Annotated in this window: 17 protein-coding genes; 8 read left to right on the top strand and 9 right to left on the bottom strand. The window is 40.4% G+C overall.

Translation table 11 applies throughout. The features are described from left to right. Nucleotides 1–16: 16 nt before the first annotated feature. On the top strand, nucleotides 17–1,054 hold the full coding sequence (locus ABDZ97_RS05740; protein ID WP_343785618.1) for a glycosyltransferase family 2 protein: 1,038 nt from the start codon (nucleotides 17–19) through the stop codon (nucleotides 1,052–1,054). 50 nt (nucleotides 1,055–1,104) lie between these two features. On the opposite strand, the gene ABDZ97_RS05735 is transcribed toward ABDZ97_RS05740, so the two are convergent. After that, nucleotides 1,105–2,100, bottom strand: coding sequence for a hypothetical protein (locus ABDZ97_RS05735; RefSeq protein ID WP_343785617.1), 996 nt, complete (start codon nucleotides 2,098–2,100; stop codon nucleotides 1,105–1,107). 125 nt (nucleotides 2,101–2,225) lie between these two features. Further along, entirely contained in the window at nucleotides 2,226–2,648 is a 423-nt protein-coding gene (gene aroQ, locus ABDZ97_RS05730; RefSeq protein ID WP_343785616.1) for a type II 3-dehydroquinate dehydratase, read from the bottom strand. On the opposite strand from aroQ, the gene ABDZ97_RS05725 reads away from it, so the two are divergent. From ABDZ97_RS05725 to ABDZ97_RS05715, 3 genes are read left to right on the top strand one after another with little or no spacing between them, the layout of a single operon-like run. Next, nucleotides 2,648–3,550 carry a site-specific tyrosine recombinase gene (locus ABDZ97_RS05725; RefSeq protein ID WP_343785615.1) on the top strand — a complete coding sequence of 301 codons (903 nt, stop codon included), beginning with the start codon at nucleotides 2,648–2,650 and terminating at the stop codon, nucleotides 3,548–3,550. The two genes, aroQ and ABDZ97_RS05725, sit on opposite strands and share 1 nt — an antisense overlap. 60 nt (nucleotides 3,551–3,610) lie before the next feature. Then, on the top strand, nucleotides 3,611–4,693 hold the full coding sequence (locus ABDZ97_RS05720) for a bifunctional 3-deoxy-7-phosphoheptulonate synthase/chorismate mutase type II (protein ID WP_343785614.1): 1,083 nt from the start codon (nucleotides 3,611–3,613) through the stop codon (nucleotides 4,691–4,693). Between the two features lie 18 nt (nucleotides 4,694–4,711). Beyond that, complete coding sequence (locus ABDZ97_RS05715; RefSeq protein ID WP_343785613.1) at nucleotides 4,712–5,080, top strand: hypothetical protein; 369 nt, start codon at nucleotides 4,712–4,714, stop codon at nucleotides 5,078–5,080. Between the two features lie 9 nt (nucleotides 5,081–5,089). On the opposite strand, the gene ABDZ97_RS05710 is transcribed toward ABDZ97_RS05715, so the two are convergent. The 5 genes from ABDZ97_RS05710 to ABDZ97_RS05690 all read right to left on the bottom strand — a co-directional run bounded on the left by ABDZ97_RS05710 (nucleotide 5,090) and on the right by ABDZ97_RS05690 (nucleotide 9,732). Beyond that, nucleotides 5,090–6,553 carry a NupC/NupG family nucleoside CNT transporter gene (locus tag ABDZ97_RS05710; RefSeq protein ID WP_343785612.1) on the bottom strand — a complete coding sequence of 488 codons (1,464 nt, stop codon included), beginning with the start codon at nucleotides 6,551–6,553 and terminating at the stop codon, nucleotides 5,090–5,092. A 137-nt stretch (nucleotides 6,554–6,690) separates the two neighbouring features. Then, a complete protein-coding gene (locus ABDZ97_RS05705) occupies nucleotides 6,691–7,284 on the bottom strand; it encodes a bifunctional nuclease family protein (protein WP_343785611.1) in 594 nt (197 codons plus the stop codon). Nucleotides 7,285–7,391: 107 nt separating this feature from the next. Continuing rightward, complete coding sequence (locus ABDZ97_RS05700) at nucleotides 7,392–8,330, bottom strand: electron transfer flavoprotein subunit alpha/FixB family protein (RefSeq protein ID WP_343785610.1); 939 nt, start codon at nucleotides 8,328–8,330, stop codon at nucleotides 7,392–7,394. Nucleotides 8,331–8,345: 15 nt separating this feature from the next. After that, nucleotides 8,346–9,089, bottom strand: a complete 744-nt coding sequence (locus tag ABDZ97_RS05695; RefSeq protein ID WP_343785609.1) for an electron transfer flavoprotein subunit beta/FixA family protein — start codon at nucleotides 9,087–9,089, stop codon at nucleotides 8,346–8,348. A gap of 223 nt (nucleotides 9,090–9,312) precedes the next feature. Then, nucleotides 9,313–9,732 (bottom strand): CBS domain-containing protein, encoded by a 420-nt coding sequence (locus tag ABDZ97_RS05690; RefSeq protein ID WP_343785608.1) that lies wholly within the window; start codon nucleotides 9,730–9,732, stop codon nucleotides 9,313–9,315. Between the two features lie 215 nt (nucleotides 9,733–9,947). Here ABDZ97_RS05690 and ABDZ97_RS05685 point away from each other — a divergent pair, with 215 nt between their 5' ends. From ABDZ97_RS05685 to ABDZ97_RS05670, 4 genes are all read left to right on the top strand, one after another. Next, a complete protein-coding gene (locus tag ABDZ97_RS05685; RefSeq protein WP_343785607.1) occupies nucleotides 9,948–11,852 on the top strand; it encodes a S9 family peptidase in 1,905 nt (634 codons plus the stop codon). Between the two features lie 75 nt (nucleotides 11,853–11,927). After that, on the top strand, nucleotides 11,928–12,830 hold the full coding sequence (locus ABDZ97_RS05680) for a DUF5777 family beta-barrel protein (RefSeq protein WP_343785606.1): 903 nt from the start codon (nucleotides 11,928–11,930) through the stop codon (nucleotides 12,828–12,830). A gap of 30 nt (nucleotides 12,831–12,860) precedes the next feature. Continuing rightward, nucleotides 12,861–13,232, top strand: coding sequence for a c-type cytochrome (locus ABDZ97_RS05675; protein WP_343785605.1), 372 nt, complete (start codon nucleotides 12,861–12,863; stop codon nucleotides 13,230–13,232). A 25-nt stretch (nucleotides 13,233–13,257) separates the two neighbouring features. Beyond that, nucleotides 13,258–14,151, top strand: coding sequence for a reeler domain-containing protein (locus ABDZ97_RS05670; RefSeq protein WP_343785604.1), 894 nt, complete (start codon nucleotides 13,258–13,260; stop codon nucleotides 14,149–14,151). A 114-nt stretch (nucleotides 14,152–14,265) separates the two neighbouring features. Here ABDZ97_RS05670 and ABDZ97_RS05665 read toward each other — a convergent pair whose 3' ends face one another. Together ABDZ97_RS05665 and pdhA are read right to left on the bottom strand one after the other, a co-directional pair. Then, nucleotides 14,266–15,522 carry a pyruvate dehydrogenase complex dihydrolipoamide acetyltransferase gene (locus tag ABDZ97_RS05665; protein WP_343785603.1) on the bottom strand — a complete coding sequence of 419 codons (1,257 nt, stop codon included), beginning with the start codon at nucleotides 15,520–15,522 and terminating at the stop codon, nucleotides 14,266–14,268. 23 nt (nucleotides 15,523–15,545) lie between these two features. Beyond that, nucleotides 15,546–16,598, bottom strand: coding sequence for a pyruvate dehydrogenase (acetyl-transferring) E1 component subunit alpha (gene pdhA, locus ABDZ97_RS05660; protein ID WP_343785602.1), 1,053 nt, complete (start codon nucleotides 16,596–16,598; stop codon nucleotides 15,546–15,548). Between the last annotated feature and the right edge of the window lie 16 nt (nucleotides 16,599–16,614).

The raw sequence follows: 16,614 nt of genomic DNA, 5'->3' as shown, positions 1-16,614 counted from the left end.
GTATTTTTCGATGCTTATGAAAGAGGAAAAACCGCTTGTCGCCGTTGTTATTCTGAATTGGAACGGTAAAAAATATCTCGAACAATTTCTGGACAAAGTCGTTCGCTATTCTTCACCTCATCAGGTTGTTCTTGCTGACAATAATTCTACCGATGAGTCTGTTACTTATGTCCGAACCAACTTTCCTGACGTACAAATTATTGTAAATACTGAAAACGGTGGTTTTGCGAAAGGCTACAATGACGCTCTCTCAAAAGTAGAAGCCGAATACTATATACTTCTCAATAGTGATGTGGAAGTCACGGAAAACTGGATCACTCCATTATTGGAAGTAATGCAATCCGACAACTCTATTGCCGGATGCCAACCAAAAATCAGATCTTTTCACCGAAAGGGATATTTTGAGCATGCGGGTGCAGCCGGCGGATTTCTGGACAAAGATTACTTTCCTTTTTGCCGCGGTCGGATTTTTGAAGCAATTGAAGAAGATAAGGGACAATACAATGATACGATTGAAATCTTCTGGGCAACGGGAGCTTGTCTTATGATACGTGCTGATTTATATCATTCATCCGGAGGGTTAGACAACGATTTTTTCGCTCACATGGAAGAGATTGATCTCTGTTGGAGGTTAAAACGACTTGGCTATTCATTTTACGCTGTAGGAAACAGTGAAGTGTATCATGTTGGCGGAGGAACACTGGATTATATGAATCCCAAAAAAACGTATCTGAACTTCCGGAATAGTTTGTATATGATTACAAAAAACTATGAAGGTTGGCTCTTCCCTAAAATATTCAGACGGCTTTGTCTTGATGGATTAGCAGGCATACGTTTTTTGTTATCTGGAAACCTTACTCATATCGGCTCGTTGTTTATGGCACACATGCATTACTACAAGGCCCTTGGAAAGCTCTTGAAAAAGCGAAAAGAAATTCGTTCTTCGATAGCTACTCCTAAAGCGTTAACCTGTGTATATCCGAAGAGTATTCTCTGGCAAAAGTTCATAAAAGGAGTCGCTCACTTCTCTGATCTGGAAGGTTGGAAAAAATAAAAAAATCCCTTATTGCTAAGGGATTCTTCTCTAAAGGTTTACTAAACTGATTAGTTAGCAAACACTCCTAACACAACATACGTTGTTGGATCCGTGGTGCTTATTGGTTGAAGTGGATCGTGAACTACAAAAAATCCTGAATAAGTTCCTGATAACTCGGTAATACTCATAGGTGAAAACTGACTGTTCATTGCTGTAGAACCATTTCCGTTGATCATCAGCGTTAATACATCTCCATTTGGTGTTTCATTGTAAGGCGTACCATTAGGAGTTGTTGCCGGATCAGCGGTATCATGTGCATGAACCATATACATTTCGCCACTTACAGAGTTCATCAACATCACTGAGACACGTGTCATTCCATTAGTCAGCTCCTGAAGACGAAGACGTGCCGAAATAGTTGAACTATGCGAGCCGGAGTATGCATACTCAGCAACCAACTGTCCCGTGTTGAATGCATAATCATAGGTCATTGATGCCAGATTAGAAGCTTGTTGTTCCCGGGCAAACGTTCCTACTACAAGGAAGGTACTAACATCTGAAGTACTAACATTTTGTAATGGATCATGGACTACAAAAAAACCATTGTAATTTGTGGTAATCTCAATATACGAACTATTTACTGTTTGAGAAACAGAAACCGTCCCACCATTACCGGTTACCATTTTAGAAAAAACCTCACTGTTCGGGGTTTCATTATACGGAGTTCCATTGGGCGTAGATCCCGGGTCGGCAGCATCATGAGCATGAATCATATACATTGCTCCATCTACCGTATTTGTCAATTCCACTGTGATTTTTGACTGACCACCTGACACTTCTTCAACAGTTAATGCAGCTGTCAAATTATCATTGTGCATACCGGCATACGCTGCAGACTCTACTACCTGACCATTGTTAAACTCATAATCATACGTACTGGATTTCATCTGAACAGGGGTCGGCATAGGTTCTTCCTCCTCTTTTTTACAGGATGAAAATCCGGAAGCAATCGAAAATACCAGGGCTGGTATAATCATTAACTGGTTAATTCTCTTGTAATTCATAATTTCTTGTTTTTTGATTTACCCTACTTACGCAAGCCATCCGGTTATGGATTTCAAAAAACACGAAAAAAATTAAAAAACACTGAAAAACAGCTAATTGAACACCCTTTTTTTATTCAAACACTCTATTTCTTTATCCGAAGAACAGCTATAATACCCAATGCGTACCCATCTGTACCGAAACCGAAAACACATCCCTCAACTACAGGTGATATCAGAGAGTCGTGTCGGAAGCTTTCCCGCGCACTAATGTTTGAGATATGTACCTCAATTACGGGAACAGTAACCGATGAAACAGCATCACGAATAGCTACTGATGTATGCGTATATCCTCCGGCGTTTAAAACGATCCCATCGTGCTCACTTTGTTGAAGCGCATCTATTATTTCCCCTTCGTGATTCGATTGGGTGTACTCCAGCGTACAATCAGAAAACTCCCGTCTCAGGTCTTCCAAAATCGCTTCAAATCCTTTTTCACCGTATATTTGTGGTTCACGGGTTCCCAGTAAATTAAGATTTGGTCCGTTAATAATTAAAATTTTTTTCATTGTCTAACTGGAATACATATTTAAAGAATTTCGAAAGTTACTTAAAAATTGAAAAAGGATTAAGTGAAAATTCAATTTCCGCTTACAGAGAGGACGTTAAAAAGCTATGGGAGTACGCTGAACCTTTGGAAAAATCTCCTGAACAACTCCAATTAAGTGACCTTAAGCTTTTTGCCGGAGAGTTATTTGACCTTGGACTGGCGGCACGGTCACAAGCCCGTATAATCAGCGGGATCAAACAATTCTTTGATTTTCTTGTACTGGAAAATACAATTGAAACCAGTCCTGCAGAACTTCTGGAAGCTCCACGTATCGGGAGAAAACTCCCCGAAGTTTTAACAATCGAAGAAATTGACCAACTTCAGGCTGCAATCGACCTCTCCAAACAGGAAGGGCATCGAAACAAAGCTATACTGGAAACCTTATACAGTTGCGGATTACGTGTAAGTGAACTTTGTGACCTCAAGCTCTCAAATCTCTATTTTGAAGAAGGTTTTGTCCGGGTAATCGGGAAAGGAAATAAAGAGCGGCTCGTTCCTGTAAGTCCTAGTGTGGAAAAAGAGATAAACCTATACTACGACAGTATGCGAAACCATATTTCGATTGCCCTGGGATATGAAGATTTTGTCTTTCTGAATCGAAGAGGAAAACAACTCACACGGGTTATGATCTTTACCATTATTAAAAATCTTGCTGAAAGTATTGGTTTACGGAAAAACATCAGTCCGCACACCTTCCGGCACTCTTTTGCCACTCACCTTATTGAAGGAGGTGCAAACCTCAGAGCAATACAAGACATGTTAGGGCATGAATCAATTATTACAACCGAAATTTATACCCACATCAGTCAAACAGCTCAACGCGATGCAATTTTGTTATACCATCCCCGAAATAAACGATAATTTAGTCACTATCTTTGTAGAACCCTTTTGAGAATTATTTTGTTGAAAGGAAAAAAGAACATGTCTGTAATAAAAAATAAATATACGACCTGGCCATTCTTTAATGAAAAGAAACTGCTCACCATTGCCGGTCCCTGTAGTGCTGAGACAGAAGATCAGGTATACGAAATTGCCAGAAAGATTGCTGAAACAGGTGTTAAAATTTTCCGGGCAGGAGTATGGAAGCCGAGAACACGACCAGGAAGTTTTGAGGGAGTCGGAAAAGAAGCTCTTCCCTGGATCAAAAAAGCTACTCGCGATTTTGGTTTAAAATCTACTGTTGAAGTTGCTAATCGTCAGCACGTACTGGATGCTTTGGAAGCTGGTATTGATATACTTTGGATTGGTGCGCGAACTACTGTGAACCCTTTTGCTGTACAGGAAATAGCAGAAACAATAAAGGGCACTGATATTCCTGTTCTTGTTAAAAACCCTGTCAATCCTGATGTTGATCTCTGGATCGGAGCGATCGAACGTCTTGAAAATGCCGGAATAACAAGAATAGGAGCAGTTCACAGAGGTGTTTCTCAGTTCAACAAATCCGTTTACCGAAACAGACCGGAATGGGAAATGGCAATTGAATTAAAAAAACAACGTCCCGACTTACTTCTGATTTGCGATCCGAGCCATATAACGGGAAAAAGGGAGTTGGTTCCGTTAGTCTCTCAAATTGCACTTGACCTGATGTTTGATGGTTTGATGATTGAAACCCATATCACTCCCGAAGAAGCGTGGAGTGACGCCAGACAGCAAATTACACCTGAGACCCTGAAAGAACTACTGAAAGAACTTATCGTTCGGGATGAATTCCCACATGGAATTGAATTATCAGGATTCGAAGATCTTCGAAATACAATTAACGATATTGATAATCAACTCATAGGACTTCTCAGTCAACGGATGAATATTGTCAATGATATTGCCCGGTTTAAAAAGGAGCATAACATGTCCATTTTTCAGGAGAACAGATGGAATCAACTACTGGAAGAACATTTAGGTTATGGCGCATCCAAAGGCTTAAACAGAGAATTTATCCGAAAAATATTCAACACGATTCACTCCGAATCCATTGAAAGACAGAGTTCTGTTTTGCATAACAAGTAATTCTTTTTAAATTGGCGTATGCGCATTTTCCTGATCATATTACTTTCTTTCTTATTCTTAAGTACTACGTCCGACAAAGTACCCCGGAAATACAGAGGCGTTTATCAGGGAACAGTAACTCCCTACACAATTTCCGAAAAGGAACAAGCCATACAGATTGCGGGAGCTGTTCTTCGGGTAACCATTGACAAAAACAATGTTTCAGTTGACCTGGATGGCAAAACATTCTCTACTATTCCGGTTCTCAAAGCAGTTACGAAAGAGTATAGTACATACACCTTAGAACTAGAAGATCCCCTGGGAAAAGCTTCCATACGAATTGCTAAAAAAGGGAAGAAACTCGAATGGGTTTGTGATGGCTTTGAAAACACCATCCTCGTGCAATAAAGCGGCTGTTTAGTAAATCATTCCTACCAGCACAGCCGTCATCATACAAGCCAGTGTACCGGCGATTAAAGATTTAATACCAAATCGTGCCAGTTCTGATTTTCGTTCCGGAGCCAGTGCGCCGATTCCTCCAACCTGAATACCAATGGAAGCAAAGTTTGCAAATCCGCACAACACATAAGTTGCCATTATAACGGATTTCCCTGTTAGTTCATCTTGCAATTTACCCAAATGAGGATATGCTACAAACTCGTTTAGAATGGTCTTTTCTCCCATCAACTGACCTATGATCATTGCATCCTGCCATGGGACGCCCATCAACCAGGCGAGAGGGGAAAACAGGTAACCGGTAATAAACTCAAAACTCAGGGAATCATATTGTCCCCCGTTTGCTATAACAGCATTTAGTCCTGTATAATGTCCCGTAAGCCCAAGGATATAATTACACAAGGCTATCAAACTAATAAAAACGATAAGCATCGCTGCGACATTTGCCGCAAGTCGTATTCCGTCGGAAGTCCCATTAGCAATTGCTTCAAGAGCATTCGATCCTAACTTTTCTTTCGATACTTCCAAATTTTTGTCAAACTTCTCCTTTTCCGGAAGTATAATTTTGGCAAACACAATGGCTGCCGGTGCAGACATAATCGAAGCTGCTAAAAGGTGTTTGGCAAAAAATAACTCTTTTACCTTATCCCCTTCCCCCAGAAACGCAATATAAGCCGCCAAAACTCCACCGGCAATTGTTGCCATCCCCCCGACCATGAGTGACATGAGTTCAGATTTGGTCATTCTCCCCAAATAGGGTTTCACCAGTAAGGGTGCTTCTGTTTGTCCCAAGAATATATTTCCAGCAGCGGCTACGCTTTCAGCTCCTGACAAGCCCATCAGTCGTTTCATGACAACTGCCATAAGATAAACAAACTTCTGAAGAATTCCCCAGTAGTACAATAATGCTGAAAGTGCTGAGAAAAAGATCACAGAAGGAAGGATCCAGGTTACGAAGTTCTTCACAATAGGATTCAGATCTCCCGTAACTACACTTCCGAAAACAAATTCGGCTCCTTCATGCGCCATATTGACAACTTTCGTAAAACCTCTCGAAAGAAACTCGAAACCACTCTCCACAAAAGGAACTTTGAGAATAAGTACAGCCAATACAATTTGTAATCCTATTCCTTTGGCAACCTGTCCCCAGTTAATATTTCTTCTATCGGAACTGAAAAGATAACCAATTGCTAACAGGGACAATAAACCTAATAAACCTCTTAATACAGACTCAAAAGAAAACCCTGTATTGTTAAGCATATCTTCCGTTTGAAACGTAAAATTACGTCCTGAAGAAGAAACAAAAGACAACTTCTTTTCTTCATTCTTTTTAATTAAAAAAGTATCAGATTCAGAAGCTCCTGACAAAATAAGGTGTGTTGAGTTATGCAGTTCCCATTTTCCTTTTCGGATTTTTGAAAACAAAGTGTCAGAATTTGTAATCGAATGTCACTTCGGCACGTCGTCGAAACCACTCACCGGAAAAATCACGTTGATTCTGTGCCGTTAATTCAGATGAAACCGAAAAAAACGTCAGAAAACAGAACAGTACTAGCAGAAACTCAGGAAGCCTGGCGTTTGTTAATTTCATCTCGGATTTTTGAAGCCAATTCATACTCTTCCTTCTCCAGTGCATCTTCCAGCATAGCTTCCAGTTCAGCAATACTCATAGTAGACATGGATGAACCTTGCTCACTTTGTTCTTCAGATGGATTTGTAACCGTAGGTTCAGAGAAGTCATCTGATTCATCCAGCAAAATTCCCGCTGACGATAGAATTGACTCAAAAGTATAAACAGGGCAATTAAAACGTACACCAATTGCGATCGCATCCGATGTACGGGCATCTATTTCTTTTATCTCTCCGTTTTGTTCGCAAATAAGTTTTGAGTAGAAAATACCTTCGACAAGGTTGTAAATTATTACTTCTTTGACTACAATACCAAAATCAGAAGCAAAATTTTTGAATAAATCGTGTGTAAGCGGTCGTGTCGGGGTCATTTTTTCCAGTTCGATAGCTATTGCCTGTGCTTCAAACCCTCCTATTATAATCGGTAAGCGTCTTTTTCCTCCGACTTCAGAAAGCACAAGTGCATAAGCTCCGGATTGAGTTTGGCTGTACGACAAGCCGACAATTTCCAATTTTACTTTTTCCATGCTTTTTTGCGAACTACAATCTTCATTCTACAGAACGACTTGGGAAGCCCAAAAAGCTTCCCAATGTCATTTCTGCGATAAAAATAAGAATATATTTGAGTAAAACCCTAGTTCGAGGCTTTAAACTTTTTTACAGCTTCTGTCAAACGTGGCAAAACTTCAAATGCATCACCAACGATTCCATAATCCGCAGCTTTAAAGAACGGTGCTTCAGGATCTGTGTTTATAACTACAATCACTTTACTTCCGTTCACTCCTGCAAGGTGCTGAATTGCTCCTGAAATACCTGCTGCAATATACAGATTCGGGCGAATTGCCACCCCTGTTTGTCCAACGTGCTCATGATGAGGTCTCCACCCGATATCAGCAACCGGTCTTGAACAAGCAGTCGCAGCACCTAATACATTGGCAAGATCTTCAATAATCCCCCAGTTCTCAGGTCCTTTTAATCCACGACCACCCGAAACTACTAACTCAGCTTCAGGAAGAGGAATTGCACCTTCCGGCTTCTTCGTTGCTTTAATTATGTATCCAGTATTTCCGGCTTCTCCATCAAATGCTTCAACAGCGCAATCAGAACCTTCTGCTACTGGTTTCATTGAGTTCGGAAGAAGAGAAATAATTTTCTTATCCGACTTAACAGTTACGAAACCGAAAGCTTTACCACTAAATACGTTTACTTTTACTTTGTCTCCATCAGGAAGAGAAATAGCTCCTGCTACCAACCCGGCTTTTAAACGAGCCGAAAGACGAGGTGCAATTGCTTTTCCGTTCAAATCGTGAGAAACCACAACTGTTGTTGCTCCGTTTGCCTCAACAGCTTTTGCAATAAGACGGGTCAATTGCTGAGGGTCATTAGAAGTAACTGAGGTATCTTTAAGGACTTTCTTTGCTCCATATTTACCCAATGCTGCCAACACATCATCCGATGCATTTCCTGCTGTCACAGCAATTACATCTCCCAGTTTCGAAGCATAATTAACCGCTTCAAATCCGTTTTTTGCAATGGAACCGCTGAATGAGTCTACATATACTATAACTGACATAATCAATATTTTAAATTAAATAACTTTAGCTTCGTTGTGCAACAAATCTACCAACTCATCCATGTTCTCTGGATCAATCATCTTGCATGCCGACTTGGCTGGCGGCAATTCAAATGCCACAAACGAGGTTAACTCTTCAGCAGCAGATGGCTCCACAACCTGCAATGGCTTAGTTCTTGCAGCCATAATTCCACGCATATTCGGGATACGTTGTTCTGCCATCCCTTTCGCACAACTTGCTACAAACGGAAGGTTTACTTCCACTTCTTCTACTCCTCCAACAATTTCTTTTTCTACTGCTGCAGTAGTTCCATCCAACTCCAACTTGGTTGCCAACGAAACAAAAGGCATATCCATCAACTCAGCGATCATTCCTCCAACCTGACTTCCGTTAAAATCAATGGTCTCTTTTCCTGTCAGTACCAATTCGTACCCATTGGCTTTTGCGTAATCAGCAATCTGAGAAGCTACATAAAATGCGTCTTTGGCTTCTGCATTAATACGAACTGCATCATCTGCACCAATAGCCAAGGCTTTTCTCATAACCGGCTCATCAGTAGCTGTTCCAACTGTAACAATAGTAACTTTTTCTGCTTTTCCCGCTTCTTTCAACTCAAGAGCACGAACTAAAGCATACCATTCGTCATACGGGTTTACAATGTACTGAACTCCGTTTTCATCAAACTTTGTATTCCCATCTGTAAAGGAAATTTTCGATGTAGTGTCCGGAGATTTACTAATACAAACTAGTATTTTCATTCTTATCGGGGTTTATAAAATAAATGTAATTGTCTTTATACTACAACCACAAAAGTAACAATTTGTGCTAAAAATAATCAGAAAGTTTTCAAGAATTGTCCACAGGAATCAAAATTATGCGCTCATAACTTAATGAGTTAATATAAAACAAAAAAATCCATGTCGCGACATGGATTTTTTGATTTGGGTGTGGGTGTGTGTGTTGTTTATTAGTGAATGGTGGTTAATATTGATCCAGTAAATACTTTATTACATCAGTACTGGTTACAATTCCTTTTATAGTTCCTGCTTCAACAACAGGCAGCGAATGAAAAGGTTCATTGGCAAAAATCTCTGCTACTTCTTTGATTAGTGTATCAGGTGAAACTACTTTTAATTTACTTGTCATCACCTGATCAATACTCAACATATCCAAAACTGCTTCATCTGCATTTTCCTGATTCTCAAAAATCGTTCCAAAAGAGAGACGGTTCAAATCGGTGGAACTAATTATCCCTGCCAACTCATCTCCTTCTGTTACCGGGATATGCCGTATTTTCTTCTGACGAAAGATCTCACGTATATCTCTTAGGTCATGCGTCGTTTTATCAACTGTTATGACAGCTTCGGTCATTATATTGGAAACAGGCTCTCTCTTTTTCATGTTCTTTTCTTTTCCTGAGACAAAGATGCTTCCTTTCCGACAAGTGAGCTCTGAAGAATATCAGTTACATACATGAGAAATATCAGAAACATTTTCTCAACTTCCTGTCATATATCAGTTATTACCTTCAATGATGCTATTTAAAACCCTCTGTATAGTAATCTGCTACGTTTTTTATACTTTAGTCTTTTAATTAAAAACGAGAAAAGCACATCATGAAAAAAGTAGTCTACACACTTGTTCTTCTTCTAACTACACTACAATTGTCAGGACAACAGGTCATGACCCCCGAATTGCTGTGGCAACTTGGCAGAGTGAGCCCGGTGGGACTTACTACAGACAAAAAGAATATTGTTTACAGGGTTTCAGTGCCTTCTGTCGAACAAAATTCATTTTCCGGCTCCTACCATATTGTGCCTGTTACAGGAGGAAAAGCTACGGAAATAAAAGACTACTCAGAACTACTTGATGATCCTTTTGTATCTCCGGATGGTAAATTCGAACTGTATCACAAAGCAGTACCTGTACAAAAAACGAAGGCATCTGAAGTGTATCCTGATCTTCCTAAAAGCTCGGCTTTAATATATGATGCTCTTGATTACCGACACTGGGATACATGGAATGATGGCACTTACAATCATGTGTTCTACAAAAAGCGAAATAGTGATGAAATTGGAATGGATATTATGAAAGGTGAACCTTTTCATTCGCCTCAACAGCCCTTTGGGGGATCTGAGGACTATTGCTGGGCTCCCGGAGGAAGTGCGATTGTGTACGTAGCTAAAAAAAGCAGTGGAACAGCATATGCTACCAGCACCAATACCGATCTTTTTATGTATCACCTGGAATCAGGAAAAACAGAAAATCTTACAGAAAACAACACGGGATATGATACACATCCCGCTTTTGCAACAAACGGCGCACTTGCCTGGTTACAGATGCAACGGGACGGATATGAAGCAGACAAGAATGATATCATTGTCAAAAGAGGTAAACTGATTATGAATGTAACGGCCTTTTGGGACGGAACTGTAGATACATTTACGTGGAGCGAGGATGGTAACACTATTTATTTCATCGCTGCCGTCAATGGAACCCGTCAACTTTTTGAAGTAACTATCCCATACAACTCAAACCGGGCAGCTGAAGTAAAACAATTATCAGATGGTGATTTCGATGTCACAAGTATTATTGCTATTGACGGAGATCAGTTTTATGTTACCCGTACAGACATGAATCACGCTTCCGAGATTTTCAGTTTCAACTCAAAAAAGAACAAGTGGTTACAACTCACTACAGTAAACGACAAAAAGTACAATGAAATTACATTAAGCACTGTTAAAAGAGAGTACTTTACAACAACTGATGGACAAAAGATGTTGACCTGGGTAATTTATCCTCCCAACTTTGACCCTTCAAAAAAATATCCGACTCTTCTGTATTGTCAGGGAGGTCCTCAGTCTGCTCTTTCTCAATTCTATTCATTCCGTTGGAATTTTCAGGTAATGGCAGCTCAGGGGTACATTATAGTAGCCCCTAACCGTCGGGGAATGCCCGGACACGGAGTAAAATGGAACGAGCAGATCAGCCAGGACTGGGGAGGACAGGTTATGGATGATTATCTGACTGCTATTGATGAAATGTCCAAAAAATCGTTTGTAGACAAAGATCGTCTGGGAGCTATCGGGGCAAGCTATGGAGGATATTCCGTTTTTTATCTTGCCGGAATCCATGAAAATCGTTTCAAGACATTCATTTCACACTGTGGTGTTTTCAATCTGGAAAGTATGTACGGGACAACCGAAGAGGTTTTCTTCACTAACTGGGATATGGGAGGTGCTTACTGGGAAAAAGATAATCCTATTGCTCAAAAAACGTATCAGAAATTCAACCCAAAGAATTTGGTAGGGAAGTGGAATACTCCTATTCTGATCATTCAGGGAGGTAAAGACTACCGTGTACCAATCGGGCAAGGTCAGGAAGCTTTTCAGGCAGCTCAGTTACAGGGAATAAAAAGTAAATTCCTTTATCTTCCGGATGAAAACCATTGGGTATTACAACCTCAGAACGCTTTAATCTGGCAGCGAGAGTTTTTTAACTGGCTGAAAGAAACACTGTAAACTGTTCTTTTTTTCATCGAAAAGAAAACCAATTCTATAGAATTTACGTTTATAAACAAAACAAATCATTACACTATGAAACATATTTATGTTCCACTGACTGCTCTGTGTTTTTTCTCTTTTTCTCTTTTCGGACAGGACACCGAAGAAACGGCTAATGAGGACACCCCGGTACAATCGGAACGGGTTAAAGAAACATTTTATTCCACTCGGATCATCAACGGTCATTCGACGGAAACTCTCGAAAAAAATGAGATGGAATTTCGTGTAGAGCACAAGTTCGGTGATATGTTTGGAGCCAATGGAGGCGTCCATCAGTTTTTCGGACTTGACAACTCAGCTGATATACGAATTGCTTTTGAGTACGGAATCACTGATTATTTAATGGTGGGTTTGGGTAGAGATAAAGGCTCGGGTCCTTACCGGGGATTAGTTGATGGCTTTGTTAAAGGACGTATACTCGGACAAACAACTGATAATAAGATTCCGTTGTCTCTTGCTGCCGTGGGAAGCGCAACGATCACCTACGGAAAAGCCTCTCCAGACGTAACATCTATAACACACTACCCTAATTTTGCACATAGAATGGCGTATGCAGCTCAGCTAATTGCCTCCCGAAAGTTCGGCAACTGGCTTTCGATTGCTTTAATGCCAACTTATACCCATCGTAATTATGTTGCTTTTGATGATCAAAACGGAATTTTCTCACTGGGAGGAGCTGCTAATATTAAGTTTGCCAAGAAATTCGGTATAGTGGTTGAATACTACCATAATTTTCATCAAAAAAACTTACGTGATATTTATAAGAATAGTCTTGCTGTTGCTTTTGAATGGAACACTTTTGGTCACGTATTCAGTATTTACCTGGCTAATGCGAGAGGTTTTACCGAACAACAATTCATCCCTTACACAACTGCAGATTGGTTAAAAGGTGAATTCAGATTAGGTTTTGCTATCACACGTTCGTTTCAATTCTAACCGATTTATAAACGAAAACACAAACAACAAATGAAAAAGACATATAAAATAACCGGAATCCTTTTGACGGTGTTACTTGTAGCCACCTCCTCCTGTTCAAAAGATAAAACTCCCGAACCTATTTTACCTCCTTCGGATTGCACAGATACAGTGTTCTATAGTACAGATATAGAACCTCTGATTATGCAAAACTGTACAGCTACCGGATGTCATAATAACAGCGGAGCAGGAGGATACATCTTCAACGGATACGCAAGTATCGAGGGAAATAAAGATATTATTCTCAAGACTATCAGCCATGCAGATGGAGTAACTCCAATGCCACAAGGCGCTCCTATGTTAAGCACTCAGCAAATCGATCTATTTCGATGCTGGATAGCACAGGGAAGCCCGAATAATTAAAAACAATAACCACAAACCAATGTATATGAAAAGAAGAATACCCTTGATTTTATTCAGCCTGTTTCTGGGTGGATCTGTCATGATTGTCGCAAATGAATGGTCGCTCGAACAAGTCTCCAATTTTAACAGTACTGGCTATCACAAACTAAATGCTGCAGGAGCAAGTGCTGGCAATACCGGAGCTCCGGGAGAGAGTAATTGCGCAGCTTGTCACGCAGGAGTTTCTAATCCGATTATGGATGGTGGAACGGCAAATAATCTGGACTGGGGAACCGATGCTGTTTATACCCCAGGAAATACCTATTCAGTAACATTAACTTTTAACGAAGGAAGTTCAAAGAATGGTTTCCAACTTACGGCTCTTAAAAATTCTGATAATACAAAAGCCGGAGACATTATTGTTACAGATGATACGAAGACCAAAACCCTGAGTAGTTTTTCAGGGCGTCAATATCTTTCGCACAAGTCTGCCGGAACTGGTGTTAATGAGTGGTCTTTTGAGTGGACAGCTCCAGCTACAGATGAAGGCCCTGTTACGTTTTATGTGGCCACCAACAAGACCAATGCAAATGGGCAAAACAGCGGAGATGCTATCTATTTATCACAATTTACATTCAACAGCCCCGGATCAAGTGCATTCATTCCTGAATATGAAAAAATCGCATCTTCTTTAGCCATTAACTATAATGCTGCAAAAGCACAAATAGAAATTCAATTTACCGCAGAAGAACAAGAAGAGGTATACGCTTCAGTTCACTCAGTAAACGGTCAGGAGATGTATGCTGAAAAATTAGGATCTACTTATCCCGGAGAAAATCAGAGATCATTCTCACTACGATCAAACAATGATGAAATCCTGATTGTACAGATTTTCATAGGAAATAAAGTATTTAGCAAGAAGCTTTTTGTAAACAATTAATTCCAATCAAAAACAATTATTGAAGCAGGGATACCACCCTGCTTTTTTTATAACATTGCAATAAAAAAAGCTGTCTCAAGAGACAGCTTTTCTATTGTACTATACTTTTCAGAGTTATACCAGCATCTTCACCGGATTCTCCATATAATCTTTAAAGGTTTGCAGGAATGCAGCTCCCGTTGCTCCGTCTACTACACGGTGATCACACGAAAGCGTTATTTTCATTACATTACCGGGAACAACTTGTCCGTTTTTCACAACAGGCACTTCTTTAATACCACCAACAGCCATAATACAACTGTCAGGAGGATTAACAATCGCTGTAAATTGTTCTATTCCGAACATTCCCAGATTAGAAATTGTAAAGGTATTTCCTTCCCAGTCGGATGGTTGTAACTTCTTATCTTTTGCTTTTTTAGCATATTCTTTCACTTCCGCACCGATCTGAGCCAATCCTTTTGTGTCTGCAAATCGTACCACAGGAACCAATAGTCCCTCATCCACAGCAACTGCCACACCAATGTGTACGTGATCATTACGACGAATAAAATCACCCATCCAGGCACTGTTTATCGCAGGATGCTTACGCAATGCCATAGACACCGCTTTAATGACCATATCGTTGAACGATACTTTCACTTCACCGGAAGCGTTAATTTGCTTACGGGCTGCAATCGCATTATCCATATCGATATCCAGCGTAAGGTAAAAATGCGGAGCTGTAAATTTACTTTCGGACAAACGACGCGCAATAGTCTTACGCATTTGAGAAACATTCTCATCTGTATACGACTCTTGTCCAACAGGTGCTGCCACATAAGAAGCAGTAGCTGAAGGAACAAAATTCTCTACATCACGCTTCACAATCCGGCCGTTTTCTCCGGATCCCGGAATCTGAGCAAGGTTAAACCCTTTCTCTTCTGCCATTTTTCTTGCCAACGGAGAAACAAATAATCTTCCATCTCCTGAAACAGTCTCAGGAGCAGGAGCTGCCTGACGAACCGGTTCCGCAACTTTTTTCTCAGCTACAGGTTCCGGAGAAGGAACCGGAGCAGTACTTTTCGGCTCCTCTTTAGTCTCTTCAGCAGCCGGGGCTGATTGATCAGCATCAAGTAAAGGCTGTATATCTTCCCCTTCTTCACCAATAATGGCTAAAATAGAATTTACAGGGGCTCCACTACCTTTCTCTACTCCGATATGCAAAAGCACACCATCATAAAATGATTCGAATTCCATTGTTGCCTTATCCGTCTCGATATCTGCCAACAAATCTCCTGATGAAACTTTATCTCCAACTTTTTTATGCCATTCAGCGACAACTCCTTCTGTCATTGTGTCGCTCAACTTGGGCATACGTACTATTTCAGCCATATTTTTATTCTTATGAAATGCTATTAATACTCACGAATAAACGGATAGTCTTCCTGCTGATAGACATCCTTATACAATTCTTCTGCTTCGGGGAAAGGTGATTCCTCAGCAAACTTCACAGATTCTTCTACTTCATTTTTCACCCAATCCTGAATCTCTTTGATTTCACTCTCGGAAAGGAAGTTGTTCTCCTTGATCACATTCAAACAATGCTCGATTGGATCCTGCTCCTGCCATTCGGCAACTTCTTCTTTTGTTCTGTATTTCTGAGGATCCGACATCGAGTGTCCTTTATAACGATAGGTACGAATATCCAATAACGTTGGTCCGTCTCCACGACGTGCACGATCTGTTGCTTCAGCAATTGCTTCATGAACTGCTTCCGGTGACATTCCATTTACCGCAAACGAAGGCATTTCGTATGAAAGTCCTATTTTCGATAAATCGGTTACGTTAGTTGTTCTTTCAACGGAAGTTCCCATTGCATAGTTATTGTTCTCAATGATAAAAATAACCGGTAATTTCCAGTTCATTGCCATATTGAACGTCTCATGCAAAGCTCCCTGCCGAACAGCTCCGTCACCCATTGAAACAAATGCAACGTTATCTGTATTATTGTATTTTTCTGCAAAAGCAACACCCGCTCCCATTGCAATCTGAGCACCAACAATACCATGTCCTCCCATAAAATTTTTACTTTTATCAAAGAAGTGCATGGATCCTCCCTTTCCTTTGGAACAACCTGTACTTTTTCCGTACAATTCTGCCATAAGAACACGGGGATCTGTACCCAAACCGATCGGGTGAGCATGATCACGGTAAGCTGTCATGTGTTTATCATCCGGACGTGAAGCACTAACAGTACCTGCCACAACTGCTTCCTGACCTATATAAAGGTGACAGAAGCCTCCAAATTTCTGCTGTATATAAAGTTGTCCTGCTTTTTCTTCAAACTTACGCATCAACAACATATCCTTGTACCACTTAACATATGTTTCTTTAGGAAACTTTGTTGTTTTTGAAGCTGCTGATTTCCGCTTATTTGCCGCAGTTTTCGAACTTGTCTTCGTCGCCATTCTCTTTCTGTTTTTA

The sequence above is a fragment of the Wandonia haliotis genome (genome assembly GCF_039523435.1).
In the GTDB taxonomy this organism is placed as follows: domain Bacteria; phylum Bacteroidota; class Bacteroidia; order Flavobacteriales_D; family Crocinitomicaceae; genus Wandonia; species Wandonia haliotis.
The sequence above is the reverse complement of the archived record's forward strand: the minus strand, read 5'-3'. Positions and strand labels throughout refer to the sequence as shown.

What these genes read in the sequence shown, in the direction of transcription:
- ABDZ97_RS05700 (WP_343785610.1), bottom strand. Translation starts at nt 8,330, where the DNA reads ATGTCAGTTATAGTATATGTAGACTCATTCAGCGGTTCCATTGCAAAA.
- ABDZ97_RS05705 (WP_343785611.1), bottom strand. Translation starts at nt 7,284, where the DNA reads ATGGAAAAAGTAAAATTGGAAATTGTCGGCTTGTCGTACAGCCAAACT.
- ABDZ97_RS05735 (WP_343785617.1), bottom strand. Translation starts at nt 2,100, where the DNA reads ATGAATTACAAGAGAATTAACCAGTTAATGATTATACCAGCCCTGGTA.
- ABDZ97_RS05720 (WP_343785614.1), top strand. Translation starts at nt 3,611, where the DNA reads ATGTCTGTAATAAAAAATAAATATACGACCTGGCCATTCTTTAATGAA.
- ABDZ97_RS05670 (WP_343785604.1), top strand. Translation starts at nt 13,258, where the DNA reads ATGAAAAGAAGAATACCCTTGATTTTATTCAGCCTGTTTCTGGGTGGA.
- ABDZ97_RS05680 (WP_343785606.1), top strand. Translation starts at nt 11,928, where the DNA reads ATGAAACATATTTATGTTCCACTGACTGCTCTGTGTTTTTTCTCTTTT.
- ABDZ97_RS05665 (WP_343785603.1), bottom strand. Translation starts at nt 15,522, where the DNA reads ATGGCTGAAATAGTACGTATGCCCAAGTTGAGCGACACAATGACAGAA.
- ABDZ97_RS05695 (WP_343785609.1), bottom strand. Translation starts at nt 9,089, where the DNA reads ATGAAAATACTAGTTTGTATTAGTAAATCTCCGGACACTACATCGAAA.
- ABDZ97_RS05740 (WP_343785618.1), top strand. Translation starts at nt 17, where the DNA reads ATGAAAGAGGAAAAACCGCTTGTCGCCGTTGTTATTCTGAATTGGAAC.
- ABDZ97_RS05715 (WP_343785613.1), top strand. Translation starts at nt 4,712, where the DNA reads ATGCGCATTTTCCTGATCATATTACTTTCTTTCTTATTCTTAAGTACT.
- ABDZ97_RS05675 (WP_343785605.1), top strand. Translation starts at nt 12,861, where the DNA reads ATGAAAAAGACATATAAAATAACCGGAATCCTTTTGACGGTGTTACTT.
- ABDZ97_RS05685 (WP_343785607.1), top strand. Translation starts at nt 9,948, where the DNA reads ATGAAAAAAGTAGTCTACACACTTGTTCTTCTTCTAACTACACTACAA.
- ABDZ97_RS05690 (WP_343785608.1), bottom strand. Translation starts at nt 9,732, where the DNA reads ATGAAAAAGAGAGAGCCTGTTTCCAATATAATGACCGAAGCTGTCATA.
- aroQ (WP_343785616.1), bottom strand. Translation starts at nt 2,648, where the DNA reads ATGAAAAAAATTTTAATTATTAACGGACCAAATCTTAATTTACTGGGA.
- pdhA (WP_343785602.1), bottom strand. Translation starts at nt 16,598, where the DNA reads ATGGCGACGAAGACAAGTTCGAAAACTGCGGCAAATAAGCGGAAATCA.